This window comes from Pseudoalteromonas sp. G5_S1_14_S5, assembly GCF_054968605.1.
In genome coordinates this window covers 1-25729 of the sequence record NZ_JBQKUM010000067.1, presented here as the reverse complement: position 1 = coordinate 25729, position 25729 = coordinate 1, and the positions used below count along the sequence as shown (strand labels likewise).

The window sequence follows — 25729 nt, the reverse complement described above, 5'->3', positions numbered from 1 at the left end:
GTCCTAGTGATTAAAATTCTCATTTATAAGCCACCTTGAGTTGGTTGAATAATGAGGTTGGGATTTATAAAAAACCATCGGAAATATTGATTTTACATAGCCCGTATTTTGTATACTCTTGATCATCTTTCCGGAGGCATGATCATGATGATCGCGATAATGATCTTTTCATTCTCGCGAGCAAATAACTCTCAGGAACATTTACAAATTCATCTTATGTGCATTTAAGAGTATTATTCTTAGTATGTTGACCCGAGTACTTGTCTGTCATGTCTAAACCTTTACCCTTTCCTAACCTAGACCTTTCTTCGCTAGGCCTTACTGGCCCTAGACCTGCTGAGATCATCACTTTGCCATCGCACATGGATTGTCATGATCATAGTTATTCTCAGGTGGTGATTGGTTTAAAAGGTCAGGCTGAATTTGAAGTCAGCGGTAAGGGAAATCTTGTCGGCCCTGGACAAGGTTGTGTGGTGACGGCGAGCTCTGATCATGCTTTCGGTGGTGTGGTCGGTCAGTCCGATATTTTGGTACTTAACATGCCAGTGCCGAGTGACGACGACCCGCTGATGCTAGAGAAGATTAACCAGCTCGAATCTTCGAATGTCTATTTCCAATTAGATGCGCAAATTCAGAAGCTTATCCATATGTTAGTGCAAGAGATGCAGGCAAGTCCTGATGATCTCTTATTAAGCCGAGCGTGCAATGACACGGTGATCGCCTTAATGCAAAGGCACATTTCGGCATTTGAGACGTCAGTGAAGGATTCGCGCTTCGATCTTGAAGCACTTGATCGTTACATCGAGCAACATTTAGCAAGTAAGATCTCAGTCGCGCAACTCGCAGGTAGCGTGTTCTTAGGCGAGAGCCAATTCCACATGTTGTTTAAAGAGCAAATGGGCATCACTCCTCACCAGTATGTATTAGGTAAGCGAATCGACCGTGCTCGACGCCTTATTGAACAAGGGAATTTAAGCCTTGGTCAGGTCGCAGAACTTGCTGGATTCTCCGGTCAATCCTCTTTTACCCACACTTTTTCACGCCTTCAAGGCATGTCACCATCTCAATACAAAAAGCAAATTTCTGTTAAATAGTGAAACGAAACGGCATATTATATTAAAGTTTCATGTGTGACATTGTGTTTGTTTTGTTAATAAAGCGAGTTTTTAGCAAAAAACTCGGAGTTTTTGACAAGTATTCCTTATATACTCTAAATACACTGCTGCCATTGTAGAGATCCCGGGCTAATTCCGGGTGTGAGATTAAGGAAAACGCATGTTTACAGCTACTGATGTGTTAAAGCCAGAATTCAACGAGCAGTCGCTTGATGAGCTATGGTCGCTTATCTCACCATTATATATGGTGGATGAAACCCAATGGCTAGAGCAACTTCTGCCACTAGCTACCCCTTCTGAGTCTGAAAAGCAGCAAATCACAGACAAAACGACTTCTTTGATCGAAGCTATCCGTGCGGATAAGTCTTCTATCCAGATGATCGATGCGCTGTTGCTTGAATACAGCTTAGATACTCAAGAGGGCATCTTGCTGATGTGTCTGGCGGAAGCCTTGATGCGTATTCCTGATTCAGCAACGGCTGATGCACTGATTCGCGACAAGCTAAGCGTTGCTGATTGGAAGTCTCACCTAAAGAATTCTGACTCGGTTTTTGTTAACGCTTCGACTTGGGGCTTAATGCTAACAGGCAAGGTGGTTGGACTTTCATCGAACGAGCAAAGTGCTGGACAAGCGGTTAACCGTCTAGTGAACAAGCTTTCTGAGCCGGTAATTCGTAAAGCGATGCACCAAGCGATGAAAGTCATGGGTCACCAATTTGTTCTTGGCCGCAGCATTGCTGAAGCGCAAAAGAACGGTAAGTCTATGCGCGATAAAGGTTTTACCTATTCATACGACATGCTGGGTGAAGCGGCACTGACTACAGCTGACGCAAATAAGTACTTTAAAGATTACCTAATGGCGATTGAAGCCGTAGGTCGAGACACTTATGTCTCTTCAAAATCTAGCCCAGCGCCATCTGTATCTATCAAGCTTTCTGCACTTCACCCTCGTTACGAAGTGGCGAATGAAGACCGCGTACTGACTGAGCTATGCGACACGCTAGAACAGTTACTGCGCCGCGCAATTGAGCTTGATGTTGCGATTACGATTGATGCAGAAGAAGCGGATCGTTTAGAGCTTTCGCTTAAGTTGTTTGAAAAACTTTACCGCAGCGAGTTAGTGAAAGGCTGGGGCAAGTTTGGTCTGGTTATTCAAGCGTATTCAAAGCGTGCGCTACCGGTTCTAGTTTGGCTAAACCGCCTAGCAAAAGATCAGGGTGACTTAATCCCGCTTCGCCTAGTTAAAGGTGCTTACTGGGATAGCGAGATCAAATGGTCGCAACAAGCCGGCTTTGATAATTACCCAGTTTACACACGTAAAGAAGCGACTGATGTAGCTTACCTAGCGTGTGCGCGTTACCTATTGAGCCCAAGTGTTCGTGGCAATATCTTCCCGCAGTTTGCGAGCCACAATGCTCACACGGTTTCTGCTATTGCAGTGATGACAGACCATAAAGACTTTGAATTCCAACGCTTACACGGCATGGGTGATTCACTTTACAACCATGCAATGGAAGCTTACAAACAGTCAGTACGAATCTACGCGCCAGTTGGTAGCCATAAAGATCTACTGCCATACCTAGTTCGCCGTCTGCTAGAGAACGGTGCAAACAGCTCGTTTGTACACCGTTTGGTTGATGCTCGTTGCCCTGTGACAGAGCTAACACAGCACCCAGTCGACATGCTTTTGGCATTCGATACTTTGAACAACACTAAGATTCCTTTGCCGCCAGCGGTATTCCCTGAGCGAAAGAACTCATACGGTGTGAACATTGATATCGAAAGCGAAGCGCATCAGTTTGAAGAGCAAGTAAAAGGCTTTTTGACCAATCAATGGACTGCAGGACCTATGATCAACGGTGAATCTCTTGCCGAAAGCATGATCAAGGCTGATCAGAATATTGAGCAAGTAACAGCACCTTACGATCGTCGAATTAACGTGGGTCAGGTGGCTTTTGCAAACCTTGATCATGTTTCCGCTGCGATCACTGGCGCAGACGCCGCATTTGCTGATTGGAATGCGACATCGGTTGAAACCAAAGCCGCTGCGCTTGAGAAGCTGGCGGATCTGATGGAAGAGAACCTAGCTGAGCTGGTGGCAATTTGTCATCAAGAAGCGGGTAAGACAATCCACGACAGCATTGATGAAGTGCGTGAAGCGGTCGACTTCTGTCGTTACTACGCAAAACAAGCGAACAACCTACAAGGTTTTGAGCTAAAAGGCTTTGATGGTCTAACTCGAATCGCTTCGCGACGAGGTCGTGGTGTGTTCGTTTGTATCAGCCCTTGGAACTTCCCATTGGCGATCTTCCTTGGCCAAATTACCGCTGCACTAGTGGCGGGTAACACGGTTGTGGCGAAACCTGCAGAGCAAACAAGCTTGATTGCAGCTCGCGCGGTTGAACTGATGAAAGAAGCGGGTTTCCCTGCTGGCACGATTCAACTTCTACCTGGTCGTGGTGCAGAGATCGGCAGTGCGCTAACGAGTCACGATGCGATTGCAGGTGTTGCCTTCACGGGCTCTACACCAACTGCACAACGCATCAATGTGTCTCTGGCAAGTCGTAACGCTAAGCCTGTGCCGTTTATCGCGGAAACTGGTGGTCAGAACGCGATGATCGTTGACAGTACTGCACTGCCTGAACAAGTGGTTCGTGATGTCATTCGCTCTGCCTTTGCTTCAGCAGGTCAACGTTGTTCTGCGCTACGTGTGCTTTATATTCAAGAAGATATTGCAGACCGCGTGATTGGACTAATTCACGGTGCGATGGATGAGCTAAGTGTTGGCATTCCACATCTTCATAAAACGGATGTGGGCCCGGTTATCGACCAAAACGCGAAACAGAAATTGATGACGCACTTAGAAAACATGACCAAGACCCAGAAGAAAGTGGCTCAACTTTCTCTAGGAACGGATTGTGAACATGGTGACTTTGTTCCACCAAGTGCATTTGAAATTGATGACATTAGCTGTTTGAAAGAAGAGCAGTTTGGCCCTGTGCTGCATATCGTTCGCTTCAAAGCGAGTGAGCTGGCGCAAGTGGTAGACCAAATTAACCAAACCGGTTTTGGCTTAACCATGGGTATTCACAGCCGTAACGAGACAACGTACCGTTGGATCGAAAAACACGTTCGTGTGGGTAACTGTTACATCAACCGTGACCAAGTCGGTGCTGTTGTTGGTGTACAACCATTTGGTGGTCAAGGCTTGTCTGGTACTGGTCCTAAAGCGGGTGGTCCTCACTACCTATACCGCTTTACTGATGTTCATTTCTCTCAATCACAAGACAAGGCATAAGGAGCAGTATCATGGTTCATCAAGTGACAGGTTTTTCTGATGCTTTTTTGGCGTGGGAACAATGGAATCTTACCGACTTTGATCATAAGAGTGCTCAAATACTTGCATTCAAATCAGAGATCGAAAGCCAATCTACGTCTTTGGCGGCAGTGGCAACTTATCACCTAGAGCAAGCGTCTGCGCTGCTTTCAGAGCTGCATCTGATGGCTGGCCCTACTGGTGAAACAAACGAGCTGTATGCTGCAGGTCGTGGTGTGGCTTTGGTGATTGTTGATGATTGCCAAGACAAAGAGCCAGCACTGCAAACAGCAACTGCGATGATTACCGCAGCACTATTAGCGGGTAACAGCGTGCAACTGTGCAGTGATGACGTGCAATTCAACACGTTGATCGTTGATGCGGCGAAACAAGCGAATCTACCGACGAACTTGGTGCAGGTTGCTTCGTACGACGCGGCTCAACAGCTGCTGTCTTGCGATGTACGTAGCGCAGGTTACGTAGGTAATTCACAAACGGCTCAAGCTATCAATTTACAACTTGCTAAGCGTGACGGTGCCATCGTCAGTTTAGTAGCTGAAACGGATCTGACAGCAATGCATGTTGCTCACGATCCACACCTATCGCTACGCTTTATTACAGAGCGTACGCGAACTATAAATATAACAGCCGTGGGCGGTAACGCGACCTTGCTCGAACTTGGAAGCGAAGCTCACTAACCTTCAGTAACATTGGCTCTAAGCACTTTTGGTTTTCTACCTCAGCGCTTTGGAGCCAAAATCCCTAACTCAATGTAATGGCTTGCCTTTATTTAGGTAAGGCATGGTATTGGGTTAGGCATGGAAGGCTTTTTACAAATGAGGACTATCAAATGATAGAAAACAGTTTTGCAATAACGACGACGTTCATTGCGTATCTATTCATGATGCTGGCAATCGGTGTTATTGCTTACAAACGTACTTCTAGCTCGACAGACTACTTCCTTGGTGGTCGTTCGCTAGGCCCATGGCCTGCTGCACTTTCTGCTGGTGCATCAGACATGAGTGGTTGGCTACTACTTGGTCTACCGGGTTACGCTTACGCTGCTGGTTTTGAAGCATTCTGGCTTGCTGGTGGCCTGTTAGTTGGTACTTGGGCGAACTGGTTAATCAGTGCTAAGCGTCTGCGTACTTACAGCATTACGACAGAGTCACTGACACTACCTGAGTTCTTATCTCGTCGTTTCAATGATAATTCTAAGCTTATCCAAACAATTTCTGCTTTCTTTATCCTTTTATTCTTCCTTTTCTACACAAGTTCAGGCTTGGTAGCAGGTGGTAAATTGTTTGAAACAGTATTCGGTCTAGATTACACAACAGCGGTAATCATTGGCACAGTATGTGTGGTTTCTTATACGCTATTCGGTGGCTTCCTTGCAGTATCTTGGACGGACTTGGTTCAAGGTCTACTGATGTCTGCTGCGCTATTGATCGTTCCTATCGCGGCAATGAACGGTGGTCTTGGTCAGTTATCGACTGATCTTCACAACATGAACCCAGAGCTTCTGACGCTATGGAATGATGCGAAAGGTGAACCACTGTCTGCTATCGCGATCATCTCGCTAGCGGCTTGGGGGCTTGGTTACTTCGGTCAGCCGCACATCCTTGCTCGTTTCAAAGCAACGCGTACTAATAAAGACCTAGCAACAGCGCGCCGTATCGCTGTGGTATGGACAGCAATGTCTATGGTTGGGGCAATGCTAGTGGGTCTGGTTGGTCTAGTCTACGTGACTAACTCTGGCGCGCCTAAGCTAGACGATGGCGAGAAGATCTTCATGCTTCTTGTTAACGCGATGTTCCACCCAGTAATCGCAGGTATCCTACTGGCGGCTATCCTTGCTGCAATCATGAGTACTGCGGATTCACAACTTCTTGTATCTTCATCTGCGATGGCAGAAGACCTTTACAAGCAAGTGCTTAAGAAAGATGCGACATCTGAAGAGATCGTTCGTGTGGGTCGCTTTGCGGTAATCATTATTTCTCTTATCGCGCTATTCCTAGCGATGACGCCAGACAGCTCTGTACTTGGTCTTGTGTCTTACGCTTGGGCTGGCTTTGGCGCGGCATTTGGTCCAGCTATCGTGATGAGCCTTTACTGGTCTCGTATGAACCGTAACGGTGCTCTAGCGGGTATCGTGGTTGGTGGTGTGACGATCGTACTTTGGAAACAGTTCACGGGCGGTTGGTTCGACGTTTACGAAATCGTACCAGGAATCATCCTATCGACTATCTCTATCGTTATCGTGAGCCTAATTACTGGCGAGCCAGAAGACGAAGTGAAAGCGCAACACGCTGAGTTCGAGAAGAAGCTAGTAGAACTAGACTAATTTACATTGTAAAAATACAAGCGAATTAGCAACAGATATTAATCAAGAACAATAGAGTCACTTCGGTGGCTCTATTTTTTTGACCACTCTCTAATGCTCGCGACTTCTTGCTCATCGATATTCAATGACTCCAAAAACTTTTAGTGAGCGGTTGGTTCCATCTTTTCAAACTGCTTGTGCCAGTTCTTCATGTCCTTTTCGTTAAACCCAGCGTTCTCCCTCATCTGCCCCCAGCGCTCTTTGGCTATATCAACGATAGCCATTGTCGGAGCGACTGTTACTTAGAAGGCGCCCGGCACGCGCTTATTCGAGAAGGGGGATGAGATATGTCGTCCTTGAGATCGAGCAGTTATTCGGGTTTTACAATGTAAATTTAAGCGATGAGATCTTGCATGAGAAGTGAAAGGTCAACCGCCTCGTAAGTGTGTGATGTCAAAAAATGAAATAGAAAAGTGGCTAATTTTTGAACGTGGCGCTCACTTTTGTTATTGGCTCGGTGAATTGTAGAACCGAATTGGACATGATGTGTGAATTGTCAGTAACCACTAAAGACCTATAAGACAAAGGCATGCCTGATCTCTATTGCAAAGGATGTAAAAAAACAACACTATATAAGTCTATAATGAAACGTTGTGAATCAGAGCCCGAGACAGCCTCTGGCCGTATGTTGCAATGGACCTCAAAGCTATTTAGTGTCAACTTATATTACGATATGGAAACGCAGCACTTTTGTCGTACATGCAACTGCCGTTGTGAAACTGAAAGTTCAGTTCCTAAGGTTGGCCTAGCTTAGTTGATTGTAAGTGCTTACTAACTCGTATCAAAAAACCTCCGTTTGGGAGGTTTTTGTCATTTAAGCCGCTTTAAGCGCGATCTCGCTGTTAATGGTATTGCCATCAATTTTTACTTCCCATCCTAAGTTTGAGTATTCATTGGCGAGTGCTTGAGCCACATCTTTTGACACTGTTACGTGTGTCCATGAACCGATACCTTAGGGTTTATATGCGAGTTCTTGTGTTTTCATAATAGAGTCATCCTTTCTTTCGTTTCTGGCTCAATTTATTTGTTTATCGGGTCATTTCTATAATAACCAGAGTTTGATTTATATGGCTTGTTATCGATTTGTATGGATTTATCTTTGTTGCGAATGCGACTTGTGCGTTTAGTTTTTAAATGTGTGAGCGGGGTTTTCTTTGATCGCCTTAGGTATGGAATATACTGAGCCGAATTTAGAATGTTTAAGGAATGTTATGTCTCAGCATCAGCTTGATCGTATCGATAAAGAGATACTAAGAATTCTGCATATGAAAGGACGCTTGCCTGTGGTTGAATTGGCCAAGCAAGTTAACCTAACTACCTCTCCTTGCTCTGATAGATTGAAGCGATTAGAAAAAGAGGGTTACATCACGGGTTACCACGCAGAGCTGTGTTCCGAGAAGTTGGGGCTCGATGTTCAAGTCTTTATCCATATTCGTCTCGACCAAACCAGTTTTTCAATCTTTGATAAATTTGCCCAAGCTGTGGAAATGATGCCAGAGGTGGAAGAGTGTTATTCGCTATCTGGAGACTTCGACACCATGATTAAGGTTCGGGTAAAAGACATGAAGGCTTACCAAGCATTTATGGCTACCAAGCTGGGAACCTTACCTGGTGTGATTCAGACGCGCAGTGAAGTGGTGATTGAAGAACATAAAAAGGGCTTTGGTGTGAACCCTGAACTATTAGCGACTTTAAATTAGCGCCCCATGGATTGAGCCAGTTTTGATAGATATAAAAAATGGAAGCTAATGAGCTTCCATTTTTTGTGACTGCCAGAAAGAGCAATCGGATAAGTGCAGTCATAAACGCTTTATAGCGTAATCGCCGCTGAAATAAGACCAATTACACCACCGAATACACCGCCCCAAATGACAAGCCAGCCAAGGTGTTTCTTGATCATGGTTTGAACCATCTCTTTTACCAGCTTCGGTGTCAGTTCATTCAAACGCTGGTCGATGATGGCTTCGATGTTCTCTTTGATTTCATCCATCATCGCTGGTGATTCCAATTCTTCCTTGATGGCATTTTTCACTGAATCACTCTTGCTGATTTCGATGACAGATTCTTGCATCTTCTCAACAAATGGAGCTTTCATTGGCTCTAATGCTTCTGTACCACCAAACATTGCTAGCATGCCGCCAAACTGTGAGTTCTCGATAACGTTAACCAGTGAATCGAATGCTGGATTGAAATCGATTTTCTTAATCACAGGCTCTAGGTTCAGTGATTGGCCACCGCCCATTTCGCTGCTTAGGAAGCGGTCGATGTTACTCTCAGTAAAGAACTGCTCCATCATTAGTTGTTTGATAGCTGCTTTGAACTCTTCAAAGCGTGCTGGAATAACGCCAGAACCGTATAGGCCGGGTACTTTCTCGAACAACATGTGAATCGCAAGCCAGTTGGTGATGGCACCAGAAAAGGCGAATAGGCCCGCGTAAAGTAGGTATTGATTTGCTGTCGCATAGCCGCAAGCAAGCAGTGCTAACGCTATGAGGTTAGTTAAGACACTTTTATTCATGGTTGATCTCTAGAAAGAATATTGCGCGCATTTTAAGAAAAAAACACCAAGAAAAAAACAAAAGGATTGATGAAGTTGATGGAATTGGTGGGAAAAATCGCTGATCTACGAGCATAAGAAAGGCTAGCCTCCCCCCGAGGTCTAGCCTTATTCCAGAACGCGCAAGCGAAGCCGTCTTGGTTTGTTAAAGTCATTATATAATTACGACATAACATTCTGCTATGTGTAATTTACCGCTATGTAGCAAATTGGCGTGCAATGCGCAGCACTTTTAAAATAGCACACAACTTAATCGTTGCTAGCTTGCTCAAGATCATCGGCTATGAAGCCACCAGTCTGGTGATTCCACAACTGTGCATAGATACCATTTTGGTTAATCAGATCTTGGTGCGTGCCTTCTTCAACGATATTACCTTCATCTAAAACGACCAGGCGATCCATTGCTGCGATGGTGGATAGGCGGTGCGCAATTGCGATAACTGTCTTACCTTCCATTAGCTCAATTAAGCTCTCTTGGATAGCAGCCTCTACCTCTGAATCTAGAGCTGAAGTCGCTTCATCAAGAACTAACAGTGGTGCATTTTTCAGAAGTACACGTGAAATGGCTACACGTTGGCGTTGACCACCAGAAAGCTTAACACCACGCTCGCCCACTTGAGCATCGTAACCAATGTTGCCAAACGGGTCGGTTAGGGTTTCAATAAACTCATGCGCGTGCGCTTGCTTGGTTGCGGCATACACCTCTTCATCCGTCGCTTCCGGACGACCGTAAAGAATGTTGTCTTTGATCGAACGGTGAAGCAGTGAAGTGTCTTGTGTCACCATACCAATATTGCTGCGCAGTGAGTCTTGAGTAACGCTTGAGACCTCTTGATCATCAATCAGGATACGACCGCTTTCGACATCATGAAAACGCAGTAACAAGTTAACCAACGTCGATTTACCTGCGCCAGAACGTCCAACTAGACCTACCTTTTCACCTGGTTTGATGTTCAGGTTTAGCTTATTGATAACGCCTTTGTTTTCACCGTAGTTGAAGCTCACATTTTCGAAGTTGATGCCGCCTTGTGGAACCTTAAGTGGCTGCGCGTCTTTCTTGTCTTCGATAGAGATAGGCTTCGACATGGTCTTAATGCCATCAATTACGGTACCTAGGTTTTCAAACAGGCCACCGATCTCCCACATGATCCATTTCGACATGCCGTTAATACGTAGAGCCAAACTTACCGCAATCGCAATGGCACCCACAGTGATTGCGCTATCGAGCCATAGGTAGATAGAGATACCTGCGATACTGAATACCAGTAAGTAGTTAGCGAATTCAACACAGATGTTGAAGCCAGTAACAAGGCGCATTTGGCGATACACGGTATCTAGAAAACCTTCCATGCCTTCTTCAGCGTATTCCGTTTCACGTTTGCTGTGTGAAAACAGTTTTACTGTCGCGATGTTGGTGTAGCTATCAACAATTCGACCTGTCATGAGTGAGCGAGCATCCGCCTGTTCCGATGACACATCTTTAAGTTTCGGTACGAAGTAAAGCTGAATACCGATGTAGACGAACAACCAGATCAACATTGGAGCCATCAAGCGCCAATCCGACTCGGCCAGCATGAACAGCATCGCGCTGAAGTAAACCGTTACGTAGACAAACACATCAACCATCTTGGTCACGGTTTCACGCACCGCGAGCGATGTTTGCATTACTTTGGTGGCGACACGTCCGGCAAAGTCATCTTGGTAGAAGGATAAGCTTTGCTTTAAAAGGTAGCGGTGCGCCAACCAGCGAATCGACATCGGATAGTTGCCGAGTAAGGTTTGATGAAGCAACAGTGAGTAGACACTGATTAAGACTGGCATTACGACCAACAGCAGCACCCCAAGCCCCATAAGAGTGGACTTGTTGTCAGCTAAGAAGGTTTCCGGGTTACTTGTTGATAGCCAGTCAACCAATTGTCCCATGTAACCAAATAGCGCCACTTCGATGATCGCAATCATCATGCTCATGATACCGAGCAAGATGAGTGGCTTTTCAAAACCTCGCGTGTAGTGGCGGCAAAATGCCAGTATTCCAGTAGGAGGTTGTATCGGCTCTCCCTTTGGAAAGGCTTCAGTAAAGCCTTCAAACTTTTTGTACATAGATTTCCCTTTATAAACTCGTGTCTCTATAAGCAACGGCATCGTCGTGTAGCTTTGTTTTTATAGTCTCAATTTAAATTTTCACAGTCTTAGTTTTAAATTTTATGAGCGCCCATGCGTTCTGATAAGCATTAAATCATTCGATGGAGTTTGGTTTTCACTCTGGCTTAAACGCTTGACTCTAGAGCTTGGTTTAACACCGTGTTTGAGTGATCGCGAAAAGTCCAAAACGTATTGTATATGGCGCATATTTTAGATTGGATCAGATGGGAAGAGTTAAGCTTATTTCAAACGTAATTGATTGTTATGCAACGGTGATAATCCTAACGCTAAATGGATTAATTTGTAACCTAAACTCGCGGTAACACAGAAAAGAGCGCGCGGATATTTATTCAGCAAATTCTCTAATTGTTATAAAATCTGTAGATTATTTCTGATGTGTTGTTATCTTGCAGTAAAAATTACGGTTTAAACTGGGTTTTGCAGTAAATATTTGGGATAAATATTCAAATCATTATTCTTTTCAGTGAATCTTGTCGTAACAACTTGTTTACAATTCTGGGGTAAATAAAAGATAGGGACGGTTGAAATGTTAAACCTACACAAAAAATTACTTCACATTACTAATGTTCAAAACGCCAATTGCGTTGTTATGGTACCGCCAAAAGAGTTTCGATTTAACGAAGAAACTGCACGTGATAACGAGTTTCAAAACAGAGTTAACCTTACCGAAGCTGAGGTGAAGTTAGAAACTATGGCTGAATTTAAGGCGATGGTGGCTTCATTACGTAAAGAGGGTGTGCAAGTTGTAGAGTTTGATTATCCAGAGCTTGGTGTGGAAACGCCAGATGCAGTGTTCCCAAACAATTGGTTCAGCACCTGTAGCGATGGCAGCTTATTCACCTTCCCAATGGCCTGTGAAAACCGTCAGAATGAAGTTAAACCAAATGCACTTATTGAAGCATTAGAGGCGTCGGGTCGTGTTGTTAACCACACTGAGTCGCTAGAGTCTTATATCGCGCAAGGTTCTTATCTTGAGAGCACGGGTGTGATGGTGATTGACCATATCAACAAGACCATCTATGCCGCGCTTTCTCAACGTTGTGACCGTGAAGTATTAGAGGATTACGCAAAGCGTATTGGTTATTCACGAGTGGTTTCGTTCCAAACGGCATTGCCATCTGGCCAGCCGATTTACCATACCAATGTCATGATGGCGATTGGCGATAACTTCTGCGTGATCTGTGATGAAGTGATTCCAGAATTTGAGCGCCGTTTTGTGGTTAAGTCACTCGCGAAGGACAAGCAAGTGATCTCGATTTCGATTGATCAGATGAACCGTTTCTGTGGCAATATCCTGCAGCTTGAAACAGTGAATGGCGACAAAGTGATCGCGATGTCTCAATCGGCTTACGATGCGTTCTCTCCAGCTCAGCTTACCCAGCTGTCGACTCACGGAAAGTTGCTACCATTCGATGTAAAAACCATTGAAGACATTGGTGGCGGTTCAGTACGTTGTATGCTTGGTGAAGTGTTCCTACCAACACGAGTGAAGCGTCTGTAGCGAACGATTCATATTGAGCTCTAAGCCTTTAAATACCACTCTTGTAATAGAGTGGTATTTTTGTATTTAACGAACTTCGTGAAACAGGCGCGGGAGAAGGGCTAGGGAGCCTTCTTGAAAGCTCTGTGTTCGATAAATTGAGTAGAGAGCGTGACTACTTCCTTAGAATACACCAGCGCGGTGTGATTGAGCTTGAGTGCGCAGGTGTCTGTTGCGCCTCGCAGGTTAGCGTCTTCAAGCGTCACTGTGCCATCTCCTGGGTTTCTGCCCAACACAATGCGTCCTACACCTGCGTCGTAGGTGCCAGTAATCACGCCAATCGGCACATCAATATCGTAGTCGCCTAAGCCATCACTTAAGATCATCTTGCTCGAACCGAATATAAAACCTAATCCATGATTCGACAGGGTTTTCGCGATAGTCGCACCATTGTGTGGTGTGCCCGCTGTAATGATGCAGGTGTCAGTGAAGTGTGGTTGGTAGAATTTGAAGTAATGACGAATCAGTAAGCCACCGAGTGAGTGACCAAAGAAATAGACCTTATCGTGCTCATCAAAGCGTGCATTTACGAAGCGATTTAGGCGTTTTGCTGCGGATGGGAAGCGCAGTGAGTTGTAGGCAAACTTATGGGTAGTGAAGCCGCGTTTCTTAAAATTTCTATCTAGATATTGCATGATCAACGCAGGCATATACAGACCATGAATTAAAACTATGTGTTTGTTTTTATTCTTCATTATTGCCCTCCGTCTGATGGTGTTTCCAGTATATGGAGTCGCAATCCTAAACTCAACAAACCTTGCTACGAATGGGACACGATAGACAGAGAACTAATGTGTGGGCAGCCCGTTACTCTGACCTGACACCGCCATATACATCTATGGTTAATCCACCTTCTTTGACATAGGTATTTGGTGTGAAGCCAATGGTCTTTTTTAGGTAACGAATCAGGTGTGGTTGGTCGCTAAATCCAAATTGAAAAGCGACGTCTAGCCAATTTATGTCATTCAACTCTTTCTTATAAAGATATTCGAGTATTGCTTCGAGTTTATTCATGGCTTGGCACTGCTTTAACGTTAGGCCTGTCACTTTGTTAAAGCTTCGTTCGAGTGTTCTTTGAGAACAAAATAGCGTGTCACCAAGTTCAGCTATGGGCGTCGAACCTATCACACTCAGTACTTTTCGAGTGAGCTCGCTATGTCTATCGGTTCTAGCGGCGGATAACCAAGGTAGCAGCAAGTCATCCAACTGCTGGCAACAAGCTTCAAAGTCGCTTTGAGCAAGCTTAATCAGTGATGTTACATCGGCATCAGAATTGTTGAGTAGAACTGCAAGGTCGATGGTGTTGGCGCGATCTAAGCTTTGATGGGGGGAATCAGGGATTGTGAGCGAGTATAAAGCGCCGACTTGGAACTTGATGCCCAAGTGAATAAACGGCTTCGAGTGATCCAGTTCTATCGCCTTGTGATGGGGCTGTAATAGGTGGCTGCCAACTCCTTGTTGGACTTGTTTATTTATTGTGTAGTGATACGGTTGGTCGCTGGGTGACAGAATCAAATGTGTTGAAGGGTCAGGGTTGAGTATCGGAAACTGATGAGTTTGAGCATCGGGCGCTTTTTCGATAAGCCAATAACAATCAATATATTGAGCAACATCTGAGGATTTAGGAGACTGTAACCAATAGCTCATTCTAATTTCAATCTCTAATTAGGTTTATGTGTGGTGATAAGTTTTTAAATTCTATTAAATATCTTTTGCCAGTGCCTCTGAATCATAAATGGCAATATTTACGCGCTGTGGAATGATAGAATTCACTTTGCCGTTTTGATTGCAAAGTGAATTATTTACGTTAGGGAGCTCTAAGTAGGCTCGCTACATTAGAAGTTGTAAGAACCACCTAGGCTAACACTGCTGAATGCTAGTGTCTTATCTTCGGTTTTGAATGGACCATAGTTGTTTTCTACGCTCACGGCATCAGCTTGTGAAATTAGGCGTAGTGTTAGGTTTTCAATTGGCGTGTATTCAACACCAAGGCCAAAGTGGAAGCCTGTACCGCTGTCATCATTGTAACCTGCACTCTTGTTTGCGTGTAGGTCAACAGAGCTAAGACCAGCCAACACGAATGGGCGAATCGTGTTGTCGAATGTGTAACCTAGGTTTGCAGATACGGAAACAGATGTTGGAGATACTTTTGCTGTGTCCTGTTTGTAGTCTGCGTAATCATTGTAGCCAAGTTCAACACCAACGATACGGTTGAACTGGTAGCCACCATATAGGTTGTAACCCATACCATCTGAGTCTAGGTTACCTTGACCGTCTGTATCAGAATCTTGGTACACACCAAGGCCGCCACCGATGTACGCACCCCCGTCAGTTCCTGCTGCTAGGGCAGGAAGAGAAACCGCGCTGATTAAGCCCAGTGCTAATGCTGATTTCGCGAATTTGTTCATTTTCCTTACTCACTCTTTTATGTCATGCAGTATCAAGTATTTTTGTTATCGGCCTTTGACCGTTGGTGAGCATTATTCCGCAGTCTTATACATATTACTGTATGGCTTTGTAAGCTAAATAGTTACATAGTAAAAGCTATAAATAAGAATATATATTTTTTGTTAGCGTGAATAGTACTCTAATTTTAATTTTATATGTTTGTATTGAAGATATTGTCCTTACATCACGAAAAATATTGTTCAAGAATTTGCACAATAAACGGTAGTAAAAATTGGGATACATGTCATTGAGCTCGATTTGGGAATTGCAGTGCATCCACTCATAAAAATTAATGAAGAAATGAGTAACACTCTCATGGGAATTTTTCTCGCTGTTATTATATTGACTTTATTTTAAACTACTATCAATTGGTAATATAAACCAGAACGATTACACAAATTGTAACAAGTTTGATTTGATTTTAAAATTTCAAGTATTATCATTGCGCCAAATTAATTGAACAGTGTTTTATATTATGAGAAAGAAAATTTTTGCTTTGTTACTTTTGCCATTCTTGTCGCATGCTAAGAGCTCTGATTATGTTGTAGGTGCTGGGTTGAGTGCTGACAATAACCATATACTAGGTGGTTCAAGTAAAGAGACTTACATGCTTAGAGCCGGCATCATTAATAATGATACTCACCGATTTCTTGGGACAGTTACCTACTCAAGTGAGAGTAAGTTGACTAAATACCTTGGCTCGTATGACTACATATATGGTTTAGGTTCAAGTGGCAAGTTTAATACATTTATTGGTATAAGTGCTGGCTATAAACATCAAGACATTGATACTCCTGATAATAAAAGTTTTTATTTATTCGGGGGACAAGCTGGTGTTAATTACTTTTTCAGCGAATCTTGGTCTACAGAATTAGGATATCGAGTGCTAAGTGGAAGCACACAAGAGGATGAATGGATTAAGGATGAGTTATACATGACGCTCGATTACCGCTTTTAGAAATCTTATAGTGTTTAATATCGTAATTGCAATGAAATATTTTGTAATTACGATGATTTTATTTTTAAATGTATTTTTATCTTAGTTGTCAACATTTTTCTACTTTTGAAAAACGTAGCATCAGATTTATTGTTTTTTATAATGGTTAAATTGATAGCTATACATTTTTTATATTGATTTCCGATGGCGCATGCCTGTGAATGTTATTATTTCTCATGTTTATCGTCGATATTTTTTAACGTTAGTGTGAACGTCATTCCTTGATCAGAGTTGTTCTTAGCAATTAGATAGCCTTGCATATCACGTACATTGTTGGCGGTGATCGCGAGACCGAGTCCGAGCCCTTCGCCCATTTTTTTGTTGGTGTGGAAGGGTTCGAAAATAGTTTCTATTTGGTCTTCGGATACGCCACAACCGTTATCTTGCACCTTGATGATCACACGCTCTTGTTCGGTATGAGCACTGATAACAATGGTCGCTGGTTTCTGATTTTGCGTAGCATCGATAGCATTGCTTAAGAGATTACCAAGCACTTGTCTAAGTCGGGCTTCTTCTCCCATCACCATTGAAATATTAGAGGCGACACGTACTCGAATATCGACACGCTCCAACGTGGCTTGGTGAATGCGTAGGGTTTCTTGAAGTGCGTCTGTCAGTGAAACCGGATAAGGTTTTTCCAATCTTTGAAAGGCGAAGGACTTCAACTGACTCGTCATGTTGGCCATCCTGTCGATAAGGCTCATCACCAGATCCATGTTCGCTTTCAACATCTTAGTCTCGCCTCTTTCCATTAGTAACTGATTACTTGAAAGCAGGGTTTTTAGACCAGTAAGTGGTTGATTGAGCTCATGAGTAATCGCGCTCGACATCCGCCCCAATGCGGCAAGTTTGCTTGATTCGACTAACTCTTGTTGTGCGTCTTTTAGGTCTTGCGTTCGCTCTTCTACCCTCAGTTGAAGTGTTTTATTGGCTTCCTGTACCGCAATCTCCGCTTTCTTACGTTTACTGATATCAATCACAGTACACAGGTAATAGGTTGTGGCATGCCAAGGAAAGGGGCTAATAGAGAACAACACCGGGAAGTAGCTGCCATCGCTGCGTCTTGCCATGGTTTCAACACTAGTGATCTCGGCCAGCTCCTGATGTTGCTCTAAGTTCTTCAACAACTGCAAAGTGGTTGAATTCGGGTTACCGGCCTCAAAAAGTTGCCATGCTTTGATGTTGTTGATCATCGAATCAGATAGGCAGAAGTAGTTTTTGGCCATCAGATTAATGTCGTGGATGTGGCCGTGTGTATCGATCAGCACAAGTCCAACGTGTGTCTTGTTGATCATTCCAGACAATCGTTTTTCAGACTCTTCAATCAGCTTTTGGATTCGTAGGTTGCTGAGTTTTTTCTGGCGTCTTTGGTAGAGAATGACCAGCAATAGCATGATGAAAAGACAGCCCACCGCCAAGCTCCAACTTATCCAGTTAGTGGTTTGATTGAGGCTAGTTAATGGGGTGAGATAGGTTAAACGCCAATTGAGGTCATCTAATTTGATGGACTGAATTAGGTAATCCTTACCTTGCAGTTGCCAAACGCGAATTTGGGTTTGGTCGTACAACTCGTGTTTGGTGGCAGTAGGCTTAGAATTGAAGGTGTCGTTAAACCAGTCAGCACTCAATCGCTTATCACTTGAGAGAAAGAACTGATCACGAGGGTTCTGGAACAGGACAGCTTCGCCATCAGCAAACCATTGATCAGTCAGCAGCGATAAGTCAATTTGCACCACAACAATGCCCACTGCATCCGAGGCTCGATATACCGGAGCAGCAATAAAGTAATCTGGGGTGACGCCTTTATTCTTGGTTACGACAGAAATCGCCCCACCTTGCTGGCGGATCTTAGACACTATCGTGTTGGCGTTTTTACGGCTGAGTTGGCTGCTTTCTACACTCGATACCAGCAAATCGCCTTTGTGGGAGAGTAAGTACCAACCTTTGGTATTCGCTGCTTTGTCTAATTGAATGAGCTGCTTTTTGATGCGCTTTTCAAGGCGGTCTTCGCCATCGATAAAACGAACCGTGGTTTCATCGTTGGTGACTAGGTAGGGAAGATAATAGAAACGCTTCAGGGTTCGCCTTGCTTCAGCGATATATCCGAGGAAGCGCTGCTCAGCATAGCGCTGCGCTTGCTCAAGCTTCCATTGGCTGATTCCATTCTTGGTGGTGACCTGTACTAAACCAATGATTAAACAGGCAAACAGAAATAACCAATATCGATTATTACTCATCATTCTTGATTAAACCCTTTAAAATTAGTAGTTTAAAGTCATTTTATGTTTACTTTTCGAGTTGTAGGAGAGTCAAACAAGTTGAACCTAACAAACATCATAAAACTGTTAAAGAGGTGTTACTCAAAGTGGGAGCTAGCTCCTTTTCGTCTGCTCGGTTTTTGAATACCGTGGGCGGCATATTTGGTTCAAGTGTTAGGAATAGACCATGCAACGTATAGCTTTGATTGAAGATGATGCGATTGTGCGTCAAGCAACCAGCCAATGGTTACAGTTAGCAGGATTTGATGTCACTGTGTTTGAGGTTGGACAAGATGCGTTAAGCGCAGTTAAGCAAGACGATTTTCACACCATCATTAGTGATGTGCGTTTGCCCGATATAGATGGGGTAGAGCTGCTTGGACGTTTTAAAAGTCTGGTGCCAGAAATCCCGGTTATTTTGATTACCGGGCATGGTGATGTTGATATGGCGGTAAAGGCGTTACATCAAGGCGCCTATGATTTCATCGAGAAGCCGTTTGACCCTGAGCGCCTTTCCCAAACTGTCTCTGAAGCGGTCGAGAAGTATCAAAGCAGCCAAGACAGAGTTAACCGCCAAAGCTACTTAAATAATCTAAAGGGCATTGAGCAGGTTCTGATTGGACGCAGTAAGGTGATGTGTGAACTGCGCGAACAAATACAGAAGGTGGCTTCCATAGATACCAATGTGATCATCTATGGTGAAACTGGCTGTGGTAAAGAGTTGGTCGCTTCTTGCTTGCATGAGTTTAGTGAGCGTAAAAGACACCCTTTTGTGCCGCTCAATTGTGGTGCTATTCCAGAAAATTTGTTTGAGAGCGAACTGTTTGGGCATGAGGCCGGAGCCTTTACTGGAGCTGCTAAGCGACGCATCGGTAAGCTTGAGGTTGCTGATAAAGGCACGGTTTTCCTTGATGAAATCGAGAGCATGCCTTTGTCTATGCAGGTGAAAGTGCTGCGAACCCTACAAGACAATGTTGTTGAGCGTGTGGGGGGTAACCAGCAGCAACACGTTGATTTGAGGGTAGTCTCTGCCTCGAAGTGTGATTTATTGAACCATCCTGACTTTCGTCAAGACCTGTTCTATCGCTTGAACGTTGCCCAGCTGCACTTGCCGCCACTCAGTGAACGTGAAGAGGATGCGTTGATTCTTTTTGAACACTTTACTCAAGAAGCGAACAGTGAAACTCGAGTGGCCAGTGAAGCGGATCGCCATGCGTTATTGTCGTATGCTTGGCCGGGTAATGTGCGTGAGCTGCGCAATGTCGCGATTCGTTTTGCGTTAGATGAGAGCCTAACCGTTGGGGATATCTTGGCGTGTCGTCCCAACTCGGTAACGGAATCTGCCACAGCGGGAATTCCGTTGGTGGTGCAGGTGCAGAGCTTTGAACGCAAGGTGATTCACGATGCGTTAGTGCGTTATCAAGGGCGTATTAATGATGTGATGCAAGATTTGGATCTACCTCGCCGAACACTGAACCAAAAAATGGTGCGCTATGCGCTGAATCGAAACGACTATGTCAAATCTTAGTGAGCAACAAAATTGCAGTGTTCATTAAAAATTAATGAGCAATAAATGGCTCACTCTGTATTTGTGATTTTATAACTGTTGGTCACATTTCGCACGTAAAGTGTGATGTAGCTAACTTTGTATAGATGTTAATGCTCGTTTTTAGTAAGCAAAAAATGGCTCATGCTATCTGCGCTGAATAAGCAATAATCCGCCTACTGTTATTGATCTCTTTGTTTAAATTTAATTAAATCAATGTCTTAGGTTTTGGCATTGTGCTTGCTTATTGGCTGTTGTTGTTAACAAAACTATAACGTGAATAACTCTACATGGAGAGTAACAATGAAATACAACAAGCTAGTTAAAACTTTAGCAATCGCAATGGCATCTATTGGCCTCATCAGCAACGCTTCAGCTCAAGAAGAACGCAGCTATATTCTAGCGACAGCTTCAACAGGCGGCACTTACTACCCAGTAGGCGTAGCGTTGGCGACATTGAGTAAAGTTAAGCTTGCGCCAAAGCAGCACTTTTCTTTGGCGGCTATCAGTTCTGCCGGATCGGGCGAGAACGTAAAACTGCTGAATGAAAATGAAGCTCAGTTTGCTATCTTGCAAGGTTTATACGGCGCGTGGGCTTGGCAGGGGCTGGGGCCATACGAAAAATCGGGTAGCCAAACTCAGCTGCGCTCTGTCTCTATGCTTTGGCAAAATGTTGAACACTTTATTGTTCGTTCGGACCTGGCTGAAACCGGCACCATGAGCGATTTAGAAAACCTCAACGGCAAGAAATTTTCTATCGGTAAGAAAAATTCAGGTACAGAAAACTCAGGTCGCCAGATTATGAAGGGCCTATCAGTGAACCCAGAACAATTTAAACTTGCCTTTATGGGTTACGGCGGTAGCGCGAGCGCATTACAAAACGGCACCATTGATGGCATGAACACCCCAGCAGGTGTACCTGTGGGCGCGGTAACCCAAGCTTTTGCAGCTCTAGGTGAAGATATTCAAATCCTGTCGTTTACCGATGAACAGATCAAACAAGCGAATGGCGATTACAACATCTGGACCAAGTACGAGATCCCTGCCAATACCTACCCTGGTGTTGATAAGCCGATCACTACAATCGCTCAACCTAACTTCCTAGCGGTTCGTGAAGATATCTCAGAAGAAGATGTCTACCAACTGACCAAAGCTATCTATGAAAACCTACCTTTCCTACAAGGTATCCACAAAGCAACCAAAGCCATGGCGCTTGAGAAAGGGATTGCAGGTCTGCCTGTTCCACTTCACCCGGGCGCAGCACGTTACTACAAAGAAGTGGGCATCGAGCTTCCTTCTGAGCTGATCGTTAACTAACGGCTTTCGTCGACTAACTGTTTTAGTCGATCCCCACATTTAATGGCTTAACCGCTAGGTGCGCGTTCACATTGTGAATGGGTTCGTGCACCTGCTTATTTTATGGATTTTCTCTGCGCATTTTGCTGTGGAGAGCAGGAGTTTTCTATGAGCGATTCGCTGCAGCAGGAACTGAAAAAATTTGAATTGCCGACCCGAACGGATTTTCCTTGGGTAGGCAAAGCAATAACAACCATGGGAGTGATTCTCTCCCTATTACACATTTGGTTTAATACCTTATCTACCTTGCCTGAGCTTTGGATTTCAGCGACTCACTTTGCTGGTTTCGCAATCATTTGTGCGCTTTGGTATCCCGCTCATATCTCGTTAAAAAAGAGCAAGGTGGCTCTTGCTGTCGATATCGGCATTGTCTTGGCAGCATTGGCTTGCCTTATCTATATCCCCTTTGCAGAGGATGCCCTTTATGAACGAGGCGTGAAGTTCATCGCCAGTGATTGGTTCTTCTCTATTTTGGCGATTGTTATCGTCATTGAGCTGATTCGTCGTACCATGGGCTGGTTTATTCCAGTGCTTATCTTAGTCTGTTTGAGCTACGTGGTACTTTGGGGGCAATGGACCAGTGGCATCTTCCACTTTCCTGGTTTGAGCCTTGAGACACTACTTTACCGAAGCTTTTATTCATCGGAAGGTATGTTTGGTTCTATCTCTAGAATCAGCTGGACCTTCGTGTTCATGTTTATCCTATTTGGCGCTTTTTTAGTGCGCTCGGGTGTCGGTGACTACATCATTGATGTCTCTCGCGCGGCAGCGGGCAAAGTGATCGGTGGTCCCGGCTTTATTGCGGTGATTGGCTCTGGTTTGATGGGCTCAGTGTCCGGTTCTAGCGTGGCTAATACGGTGTCGACGGGCGTGATCAGTATTCCTCTAATGCAAAAAGCGGGTTTCCCTTCACGCTTTGCTGCTGGTGTGGAAGCAGCTGCATCAACAGGTGGGCAGTTGATGCCACCCGTGATGGGGGCTGGTGCTTTTATCATGGCGTCTTACACGCAGATCCCTTATGTAGATATCATTGCGGTCTCTTTCTTGCCAGCGCTTATCTACTTCTTGTCGGTGGCGTTTTTCGTACGTATTGAAGCGAAGCGTAGCGGTGTACAAAAAGTCTCTTCGGGTTGTGAGCCTCTATTAAAAGTACTCTTGTCTGGTTGGCATAATCTTATCCCTCTTGCGGTGCTAGTGACTTTATTGGTGCAAGGCTTTACGCCGACCTACGCTGCGGGTATCTCAATCATCTCGGTCGTTGTTGCTTCGTGGTTTTCCAAAAATCATAAAATGGGACCAAAGGCGATCATCGAAGCGCTTTCTCAAGGCGCAAAAAACATGGCAACCACAGCCGTATTACTCGTAGGTATTGGTTTGGTGATCAACGTGATTAGCACCACGGGTATTGGTAACACCTTCTCATTGATGATCAATAGCTGGGCCAATGGTGACTTGTTGGTGATGATTGCCTTGATCGCGCTGGCATCTTTGATTCTCGGTATGGGCCTGCCAGTTACTGCGGCTTACATCGTGTTGGGTACCCTGTCTGCTCCAGCCTTGTACAAGTTAATTGCTGAAAGCCAGCTGCTTGACCTGTTGGTTTCGGGACAGTTACCAGAGCAGGCGAAAGCGATTTTCATGTTGGCTGCACCAGAAAAGCTGGAACTGCTTAATGCACCAATGGCTCTGGAAACCGCAAAAGAACTGATTGCGTTAGTGCCCGCTGATTTTGTGGAAACGCTGCTTGAGCAAAGCTTAGGCTTAGAAGCGATCAGCCTTGCTCTATTGTCTGCACACTTAATCATTTTCTGGTTATCGCAAGACAGTAACGTGACGCCACCGGTTTGTTTGACCGCTTTTGCGGCAGCGACGATTGCTAAAACGCCGCCAATGAGAACGGGTTTAATGGCATGGAAGATCGCCAAAGGCTTGTACTTGGTACCACTGCTTATCGCTTACACCAACTTAGTTAGTTGGGATGTGACCTCGGTTTTAGTGGCTGGCGGCTTTGCTATTATTGGTACTTATGCGTTTATTGCAGCGATCGAAGGCTACCTCGAGAGTGAAATCAATCTTGTGCTGCGCGCAGTATTGATTGCCTTAGGTGTTGCTTTGGTATGGCCTGATGTGTCAATCGTGATTCGCCTGCTCGGTGTAGCACTGTTTGTTGCTATCTTCATCTACAGCGGTCGTAAGTACGATATCAACCAAGTGAAAAAGCCGTCGGATGAAGAGCAAAAGTCTTTGCCTCAAACCGAGCCTGATACTGTCGCTTCTTCCCTATAATTTAAAGGACTGAATGTAGGAACATTATGAACTCAATATACGACTATATTATCGTTGGTGGTGGCATTGTTGGCGTGTCGACGGCATGGCAACTGCAACAAGCTCACCCTGATAAAAGTATCCTTTTAGTCGAAAAGGAGCGTGGCTTTGCGCAGCACCAAACGGGTCACAACAGTGGTGTGATTCATGCTGGCGTTTACTATGCTCCGGGTAGCTTGAAAGCGGATTTCTGTAAGCGTGGCGTGGAGCGCACCATCGCGTTTTGTCGCCAACACGATATCCCCGTCGAAAACTGCGGCAAGTTATTGGTTGCAACCAATGAGCAAGAATTTGAGCGCATGAACGCGCTCTATCAGCGTTGTCATGATAACGATATTGATGTCGATTTGTTAGACCAAGCGCAGCTCAAACTGGCCGAACCGAACATCACAGGTTTAGGGGCGATTTATGTCAAAACCACCAGTGTTGTCGACTACAAAAAAGTCACTGAAGTGATGGCTCAGCAGTTTGTTGAGGCGGGTGGTAAGCTCAGCTTAGGCACTGAAGTTATCTTGGCTGATGAGCAAGACGATGAGGTTCAGTTAACCTGCAAAGTGGATGGGCAAACCTTGCAGCTGAACAGTCGATTTTTGATCACTTGCTCAGGCCTAATGGCGGACAGAATGACTAAGATGCTTGGTATTGAAACTGATTTCCAAATCGTCCCTTATCGCGGTGAATATTATCAGCTTGATGCTAAACATAACCAAGTGGTGAATCACCTTATCTATCCGATCCCTGATCCTGAACTGCCTTTCCTCGGTGTACATTTAACACGCATGATTGATGGCTCGGTAACGGTAGGGCCTAACGCGGTTCAAGGGTGGAAGCGGGAAGGTTACGGTAAATTGAATTTTAGCGTTAAGGATACCTTGCAGATGCTGAGCTTTGCTGGTTTTTGGAAGGTGACGGCTAAGCATCTAAAAACCGGTTTGGTTGAGTTCAAAAACTCGTGGTGGAAGGCGGGGTATCTAAAGTTGGTTAATAAGTACTGCCCAAGCATCACGCTGTCTGACTTCAAACCCTATCCGGCAGGTATTCGTGCTCAAGCGGTACTGAAGGATGGTACTTTGGTTCATGACTTCCTGTTTGCGGAAAGCCCAAGAAGCTTGCATGTGTGCAATGCACCATCGCCCGCGGCGACTTCAGCGATGCCTATTGGCGAATATATTTGTGGCAAGATAATGCGTAAAACAAGTAGTTAAATGACCCCAGTTTCAATAATAAAAAAGACCATCATTATGATGGTCTTTTTTATCAGTCGCTTACAAAGTAGCAGGAACGCTGCACTACAGGCAATAGAGTGAGCTACGGTTGCGAACCGCGACTTCTTCACCGCTGTAACTGTCATAAATGTGGATATCAGGTTCCGCTTTCAGGTACCGTGCGGGGTTCTTTACTTCTCGCATCTTGATGTAGTTTTTGTAGGGTGATACTCGCTCAATCGCTTCTACTCGAAAGTAAGTGTCTGGCTTAGCGAGGATTTCTGCTTCATCCGGTTTGAACGTGTACGCGTTAATGGCGCGACCTGCCGATTTAAGCTCAATTTTGAATTGAGCAGCAGAAGTACCTTCATAAACACCGGCTGAAGAAAAGTTCTTGGCGATACTTGGTAGAGTTGATGTTGATAAAAACGCTTTCTCATGCAGAATATCACCCACGTTGAGTTTATCGAGTAGTGAGTTCTTGATGGGTGACCCATGATAAACCGTACCTTTGTAGTTA

General features: G+C 44.7%; 18 protein-coding genes. 11 read left to right on the top strand and 7 right to left on the bottom strand.

The window, feature by feature from the left end; all coding sequences use genetic code 11:
- Nucleotides 1–269: 269 nt before the first annotated feature.
- The 5 genes from ACTRWI_RS17585 (at nucleotide 270) to ACTRWI_RS17565 (ending at nucleotide 8514) form a co-directional block, all read left to right on the top strand.
- Nucleotides 270–1094 carry a helix-turn-helix domain-containing protein gene (locus ACTRWI_RS17585; RefSeq protein WP_499133098.1) on the top strand — a complete coding sequence of 275 codons (825 nt, stop codon included), beginning with the start codon at nucleotides 270–272 and terminating at the stop codon, nucleotides 1092–1094.
- Nucleotides 1095–1275: 181 nt separating this feature from the next.
- Nucleotides 1276–4413, top strand: coding sequence for a bifunctional proline dehydrogenase/L-glutamate gamma-semialdehyde dehydrogenase PutA (putA, locus tag ACTRWI_RS17580; RefSeq protein WP_499133097.1), 3138 nt, complete (start codon nucleotides 1276–1278; stop codon nucleotides 4411–4413).
- A gap of 11 nt (nucleotides 4414–4424) precedes the next feature.
- A complete protein-coding gene (locus ACTRWI_RS17575) occupies nucleotides 4425–5129 on the top strand; it encodes a hypothetical protein (RefSeq protein WP_499133096.1) in 705 nt (234 codons plus the stop codon).
- Nucleotides 5130–5281: 152 nt separating this feature from the next.
- Nucleotides 5282–6775, top strand: coding sequence for a sodium/proline symporter PutP (gene putP / locus ACTRWI_RS17570; protein WP_499133095.1), 1494 nt, complete (start codon nucleotides 5282–5284; stop codon nucleotides 6773–6775).
- Nucleotides 6776–8025: 1250 nt separating this feature from the next.
- Nucleotides 8026–8514, top strand: coding sequence for an Lrp/AsnC family transcriptional regulator (locus tag ACTRWI_RS17565; protein ID WP_061031933.1), 489 nt, complete (start codon nucleotides 8026–8028; stop codon nucleotides 8512–8514).
- A gap of 110 nt (nucleotides 8515–8624) precedes the next feature.
- Here ACTRWI_RS17565 and ACTRWI_RS17560 read toward each other — a convergent pair whose 3' ends face one another.
- Nucleotides 8625–9332, bottom strand: coding sequence for a DUF445 domain-containing protein (locus ACTRWI_RS17560; RefSeq protein ID WP_499133094.1), 708 nt, complete (start codon nucleotides 9330–9332; stop codon nucleotides 8625–8627).
- A 288-nt stretch (nucleotides 9333–9620) separates the two neighbouring features.
- Nucleotides 9621–11471: an ABC transporter ATP-binding protein gene (locus ACTRWI_RS17555; protein ID WP_499133093.1), complete on the bottom strand. Its 1851-nt coding sequence runs from the start codon at nucleotides 11469–11471 to the stop codon at nucleotides 9621–9623.
- 589 nt (nucleotides 11472–12060) lie between these two features.
- Here ACTRWI_RS17555 and ACTRWI_RS17550 point away from each other — a divergent pair.
- The gene (locus tag ACTRWI_RS17550) at nucleotides 12061–13035 is read left to right on the top strand and encodes an arginine deiminase-related protein (protein ID WP_499133092.1); all 975 of its coding nucleotides are present in this window, start codon (nucleotides 12061–12063) and stop codon (nucleotides 13033–13035) included.
- Between the two features lie 101 nt (nucleotides 13036–13136).
- On the opposite strand, the gene ACTRWI_RS17545 is transcribed toward ACTRWI_RS17550, so the two are convergent.
- From ACTRWI_RS17545 to ACTRWI_RS17535, 3 genes are all read right to left on the bottom strand, one after another.
- A complete protein-coding gene (locus ACTRWI_RS17545; protein WP_499133091.1) occupies nucleotides 13137–13769 on the bottom strand; it encodes an esterase/lipase family protein in 633 nt (210 codons plus the stop codon).
- Between the two features lie 112 nt (nucleotides 13770–13881).
- A complete protein-coding gene (locus ACTRWI_RS17540) occupies nucleotides 13882–14721 on the bottom strand; it encodes a helix-turn-helix domain-containing protein (protein WP_499133090.1) in 840 nt (279 codons plus the stop codon).
- Between the two features lie 188 nt (nucleotides 14722–14909).
- Entirely contained in the window at nucleotides 14910–15482 is a 573-nt protein-coding gene (locus ACTRWI_RS17535; RefSeq protein ID WP_499133089.1) for a porin family protein, read from the bottom strand.
- 515 nt (nucleotides 15483–15997) lie between these two features.
- Here ACTRWI_RS17535 and ACTRWI_RS17530 point away from each other — a divergent pair.
- The gene (locus ACTRWI_RS17530) at nucleotides 15998–16480 is read left to right on the top strand and encodes a hypothetical protein (RefSeq protein ID WP_499133088.1); all 483 of its coding nucleotides are present in this window, start codon (nucleotides 15998–16000) and stop codon (nucleotides 16478–16480) included.
- 206 nt (nucleotides 16481–16686) lie between these two features.
- On the opposite strand, the gene ACTRWI_RS17525 is transcribed toward ACTRWI_RS17530, so the two are convergent.
- The gene (locus ACTRWI_RS17525; protein WP_499133087.1) at nucleotides 16687–18759 is read right to left on the bottom strand and encodes an ATP-binding protein; all 2073 of its coding nucleotides are present in this window, start codon (nucleotides 18757–18759) and stop codon (nucleotides 16687–16689) included.
- 205 nt (nucleotides 18760–18964) lie between these two features.
- Here ACTRWI_RS17525 and ACTRWI_RS17520 point away from each other — a divergent pair, with 205 nt between their 5' ends.
- From ACTRWI_RS17520 to lhgO, 4 genes are all read left to right on the top strand, one after another.
- Nucleotides 18965–20305, top strand: coding sequence for a sigma-54-dependent transcriptional regulator (locus tag ACTRWI_RS17520; protein ID WP_499133086.1), 1341 nt, complete (start codon nucleotides 18965–18967; stop codon nucleotides 20303–20305).
- A 321-nt stretch (nucleotides 20306–20626) separates the two neighbouring features.
- Nucleotides 20627–21640: a TAXI family TRAP transporter solute-binding subunit gene (locus ACTRWI_RS17515; RefSeq protein ID WP_004736883.1), complete on the top strand. Its 1014-nt coding sequence runs from the start codon at nucleotides 20627–20629 to the stop codon at nucleotides 21638–21640.
- Nucleotides 21641–21787: 147 nt separating this feature from the next.
- Nucleotides 21788–23965 (top strand): TRAP transporter permease, encoded by a 2178-nt coding sequence (locus tag ACTRWI_RS17510; protein ID WP_499133085.1) that lies wholly within the window; start codon nucleotides 21788–21790, stop codon nucleotides 23963–23965.
- 26 nt (nucleotides 23966–23991) lie between these two features.
- Nucleotides 23992–25209, top strand: a complete 1218-nt coding sequence (lhgO, locus tag ACTRWI_RS17505) for an L-2-hydroxyglutarate oxidase (protein WP_499133084.1) — start codon at nucleotides 23992–23994, stop codon at nucleotides 25207–25209.
- Nucleotides 25210–25293: 84 nt separating this feature from the next.
- Here lhgO and ACTRWI_RS17500 read toward each other — a convergent pair.
- Nucleotides 25294–25729: ADP-ribosyltransferase (locus ACTRWI_RS17500; protein ID WP_499133083.1), on the bottom strand; the 436-nt coding region annotated here is incomplete at its 5' end.

Bases quoted from the DNA above. Each gene is read 5' to 3' on its own strand.
- ACTRWI_RS17585 (WP_499133098.1), top strand. From the start codon at position 270: ATGTCTAAACCTTTACCCTTTCCTAACCTAGACCTTTCTTCGCTAGGC.
- putA (WP_499133097.1), top strand. From the start codon at position 1,276: ATGTTTACAGCTACTGATGTGTTAAAGCCAGAATTCAACGAGCAGTCG.
- ACTRWI_RS17575 (WP_499133096.1), top strand. From the start codon at position 4,425: ATGGTTCATCAAGTGACAGGTTTTTCTGATGCTTTTTTGGCGTGGGAA.
- putP (WP_499133095.1), top strand. From the start codon at position 5,282: ATGATAGAAAACAGTTTTGCAATAACGACGACGTTCATTGCGTATCTA.
- ACTRWI_RS17565 (WP_061031933.1), top strand. From the start codon at position 8,026: ATGTCTCAGCATCAGCTTGATCGTATCGATAAAGAGATACTAAGAATT.
- ACTRWI_RS17560 (WP_499133094.1), bottom strand. From the start codon at position 9,332: ATGAATAAAAGTGTCTTAACTAACCTCATAGCGTTAGCACTGCTTGCT.
- ACTRWI_RS17555 (WP_499133093.1), bottom strand. From the start codon at position 11,471: ATGTACAAAAAGTTTGAAGGCTTTACTGAAGCCTTTCCAAAGGGAGAG.
- ACTRWI_RS17550 (WP_499133092.1), top strand. From the start codon at position 12,061: ATGTTAAACCTACACAAAAAATTACTTCACATTACTAATGTTCAAAAC.
- ACTRWI_RS17545 (WP_499133091.1), bottom strand. From the start codon at position 13,769: ATGAAGAATAAAAACAAACACATAGTTTTAATTCATGGTCTGTATATG.
- ACTRWI_RS17540 (WP_499133090.1), bottom strand. From the start codon at position 14,721: ATGAGCTATTGGTTACAGTCTCCTAAATCCTCAGATGTTGCTCAATAT.
- ACTRWI_RS17535 (WP_499133089.1), bottom strand. From the start codon at position 15,482: ATGAACAAATTCGCGAAATCAGCATTAGCACTGGGCTTAATCAGCGCG.
- ACTRWI_RS17530 (WP_499133088.1), top strand. From the start codon at position 15,998: ATGAGAAAGAAAATTTTTGCTTTGTTACTTTTGCCATTCTTGTCGCAT.
- ACTRWI_RS17525 (WP_499133087.1), bottom strand. From the start codon at position 18,759: ATGATGAGTAATAATCGATATTGGTTATTTCTGTTTGCCTGTTTAATC.
- ACTRWI_RS17520 (WP_499133086.1), top strand. From the start codon at position 18,965: ATGCAACGTATAGCTTTGATTGAAGATGATGCGATTGTGCGTCAAGCA.
- ACTRWI_RS17515 (WP_004736883.1), top strand. From the start codon at position 20,627: ATGAAATACAACAAGCTAGTTAAAACTTTAGCAATCGCAATGGCATCT.
- ACTRWI_RS17510 (WP_499133085.1), top strand. From the start codon at position 21,788: ATGAGCGATTCGCTGCAGCAGGAACTGAAAAAATTTGAATTGCCGACC.
- lhgO (WP_499133084.1), top strand. From the start codon at position 23,992: ATGAACTCAATATACGACTATATTATCGTTGGTGGTGGCATTGTTGGC.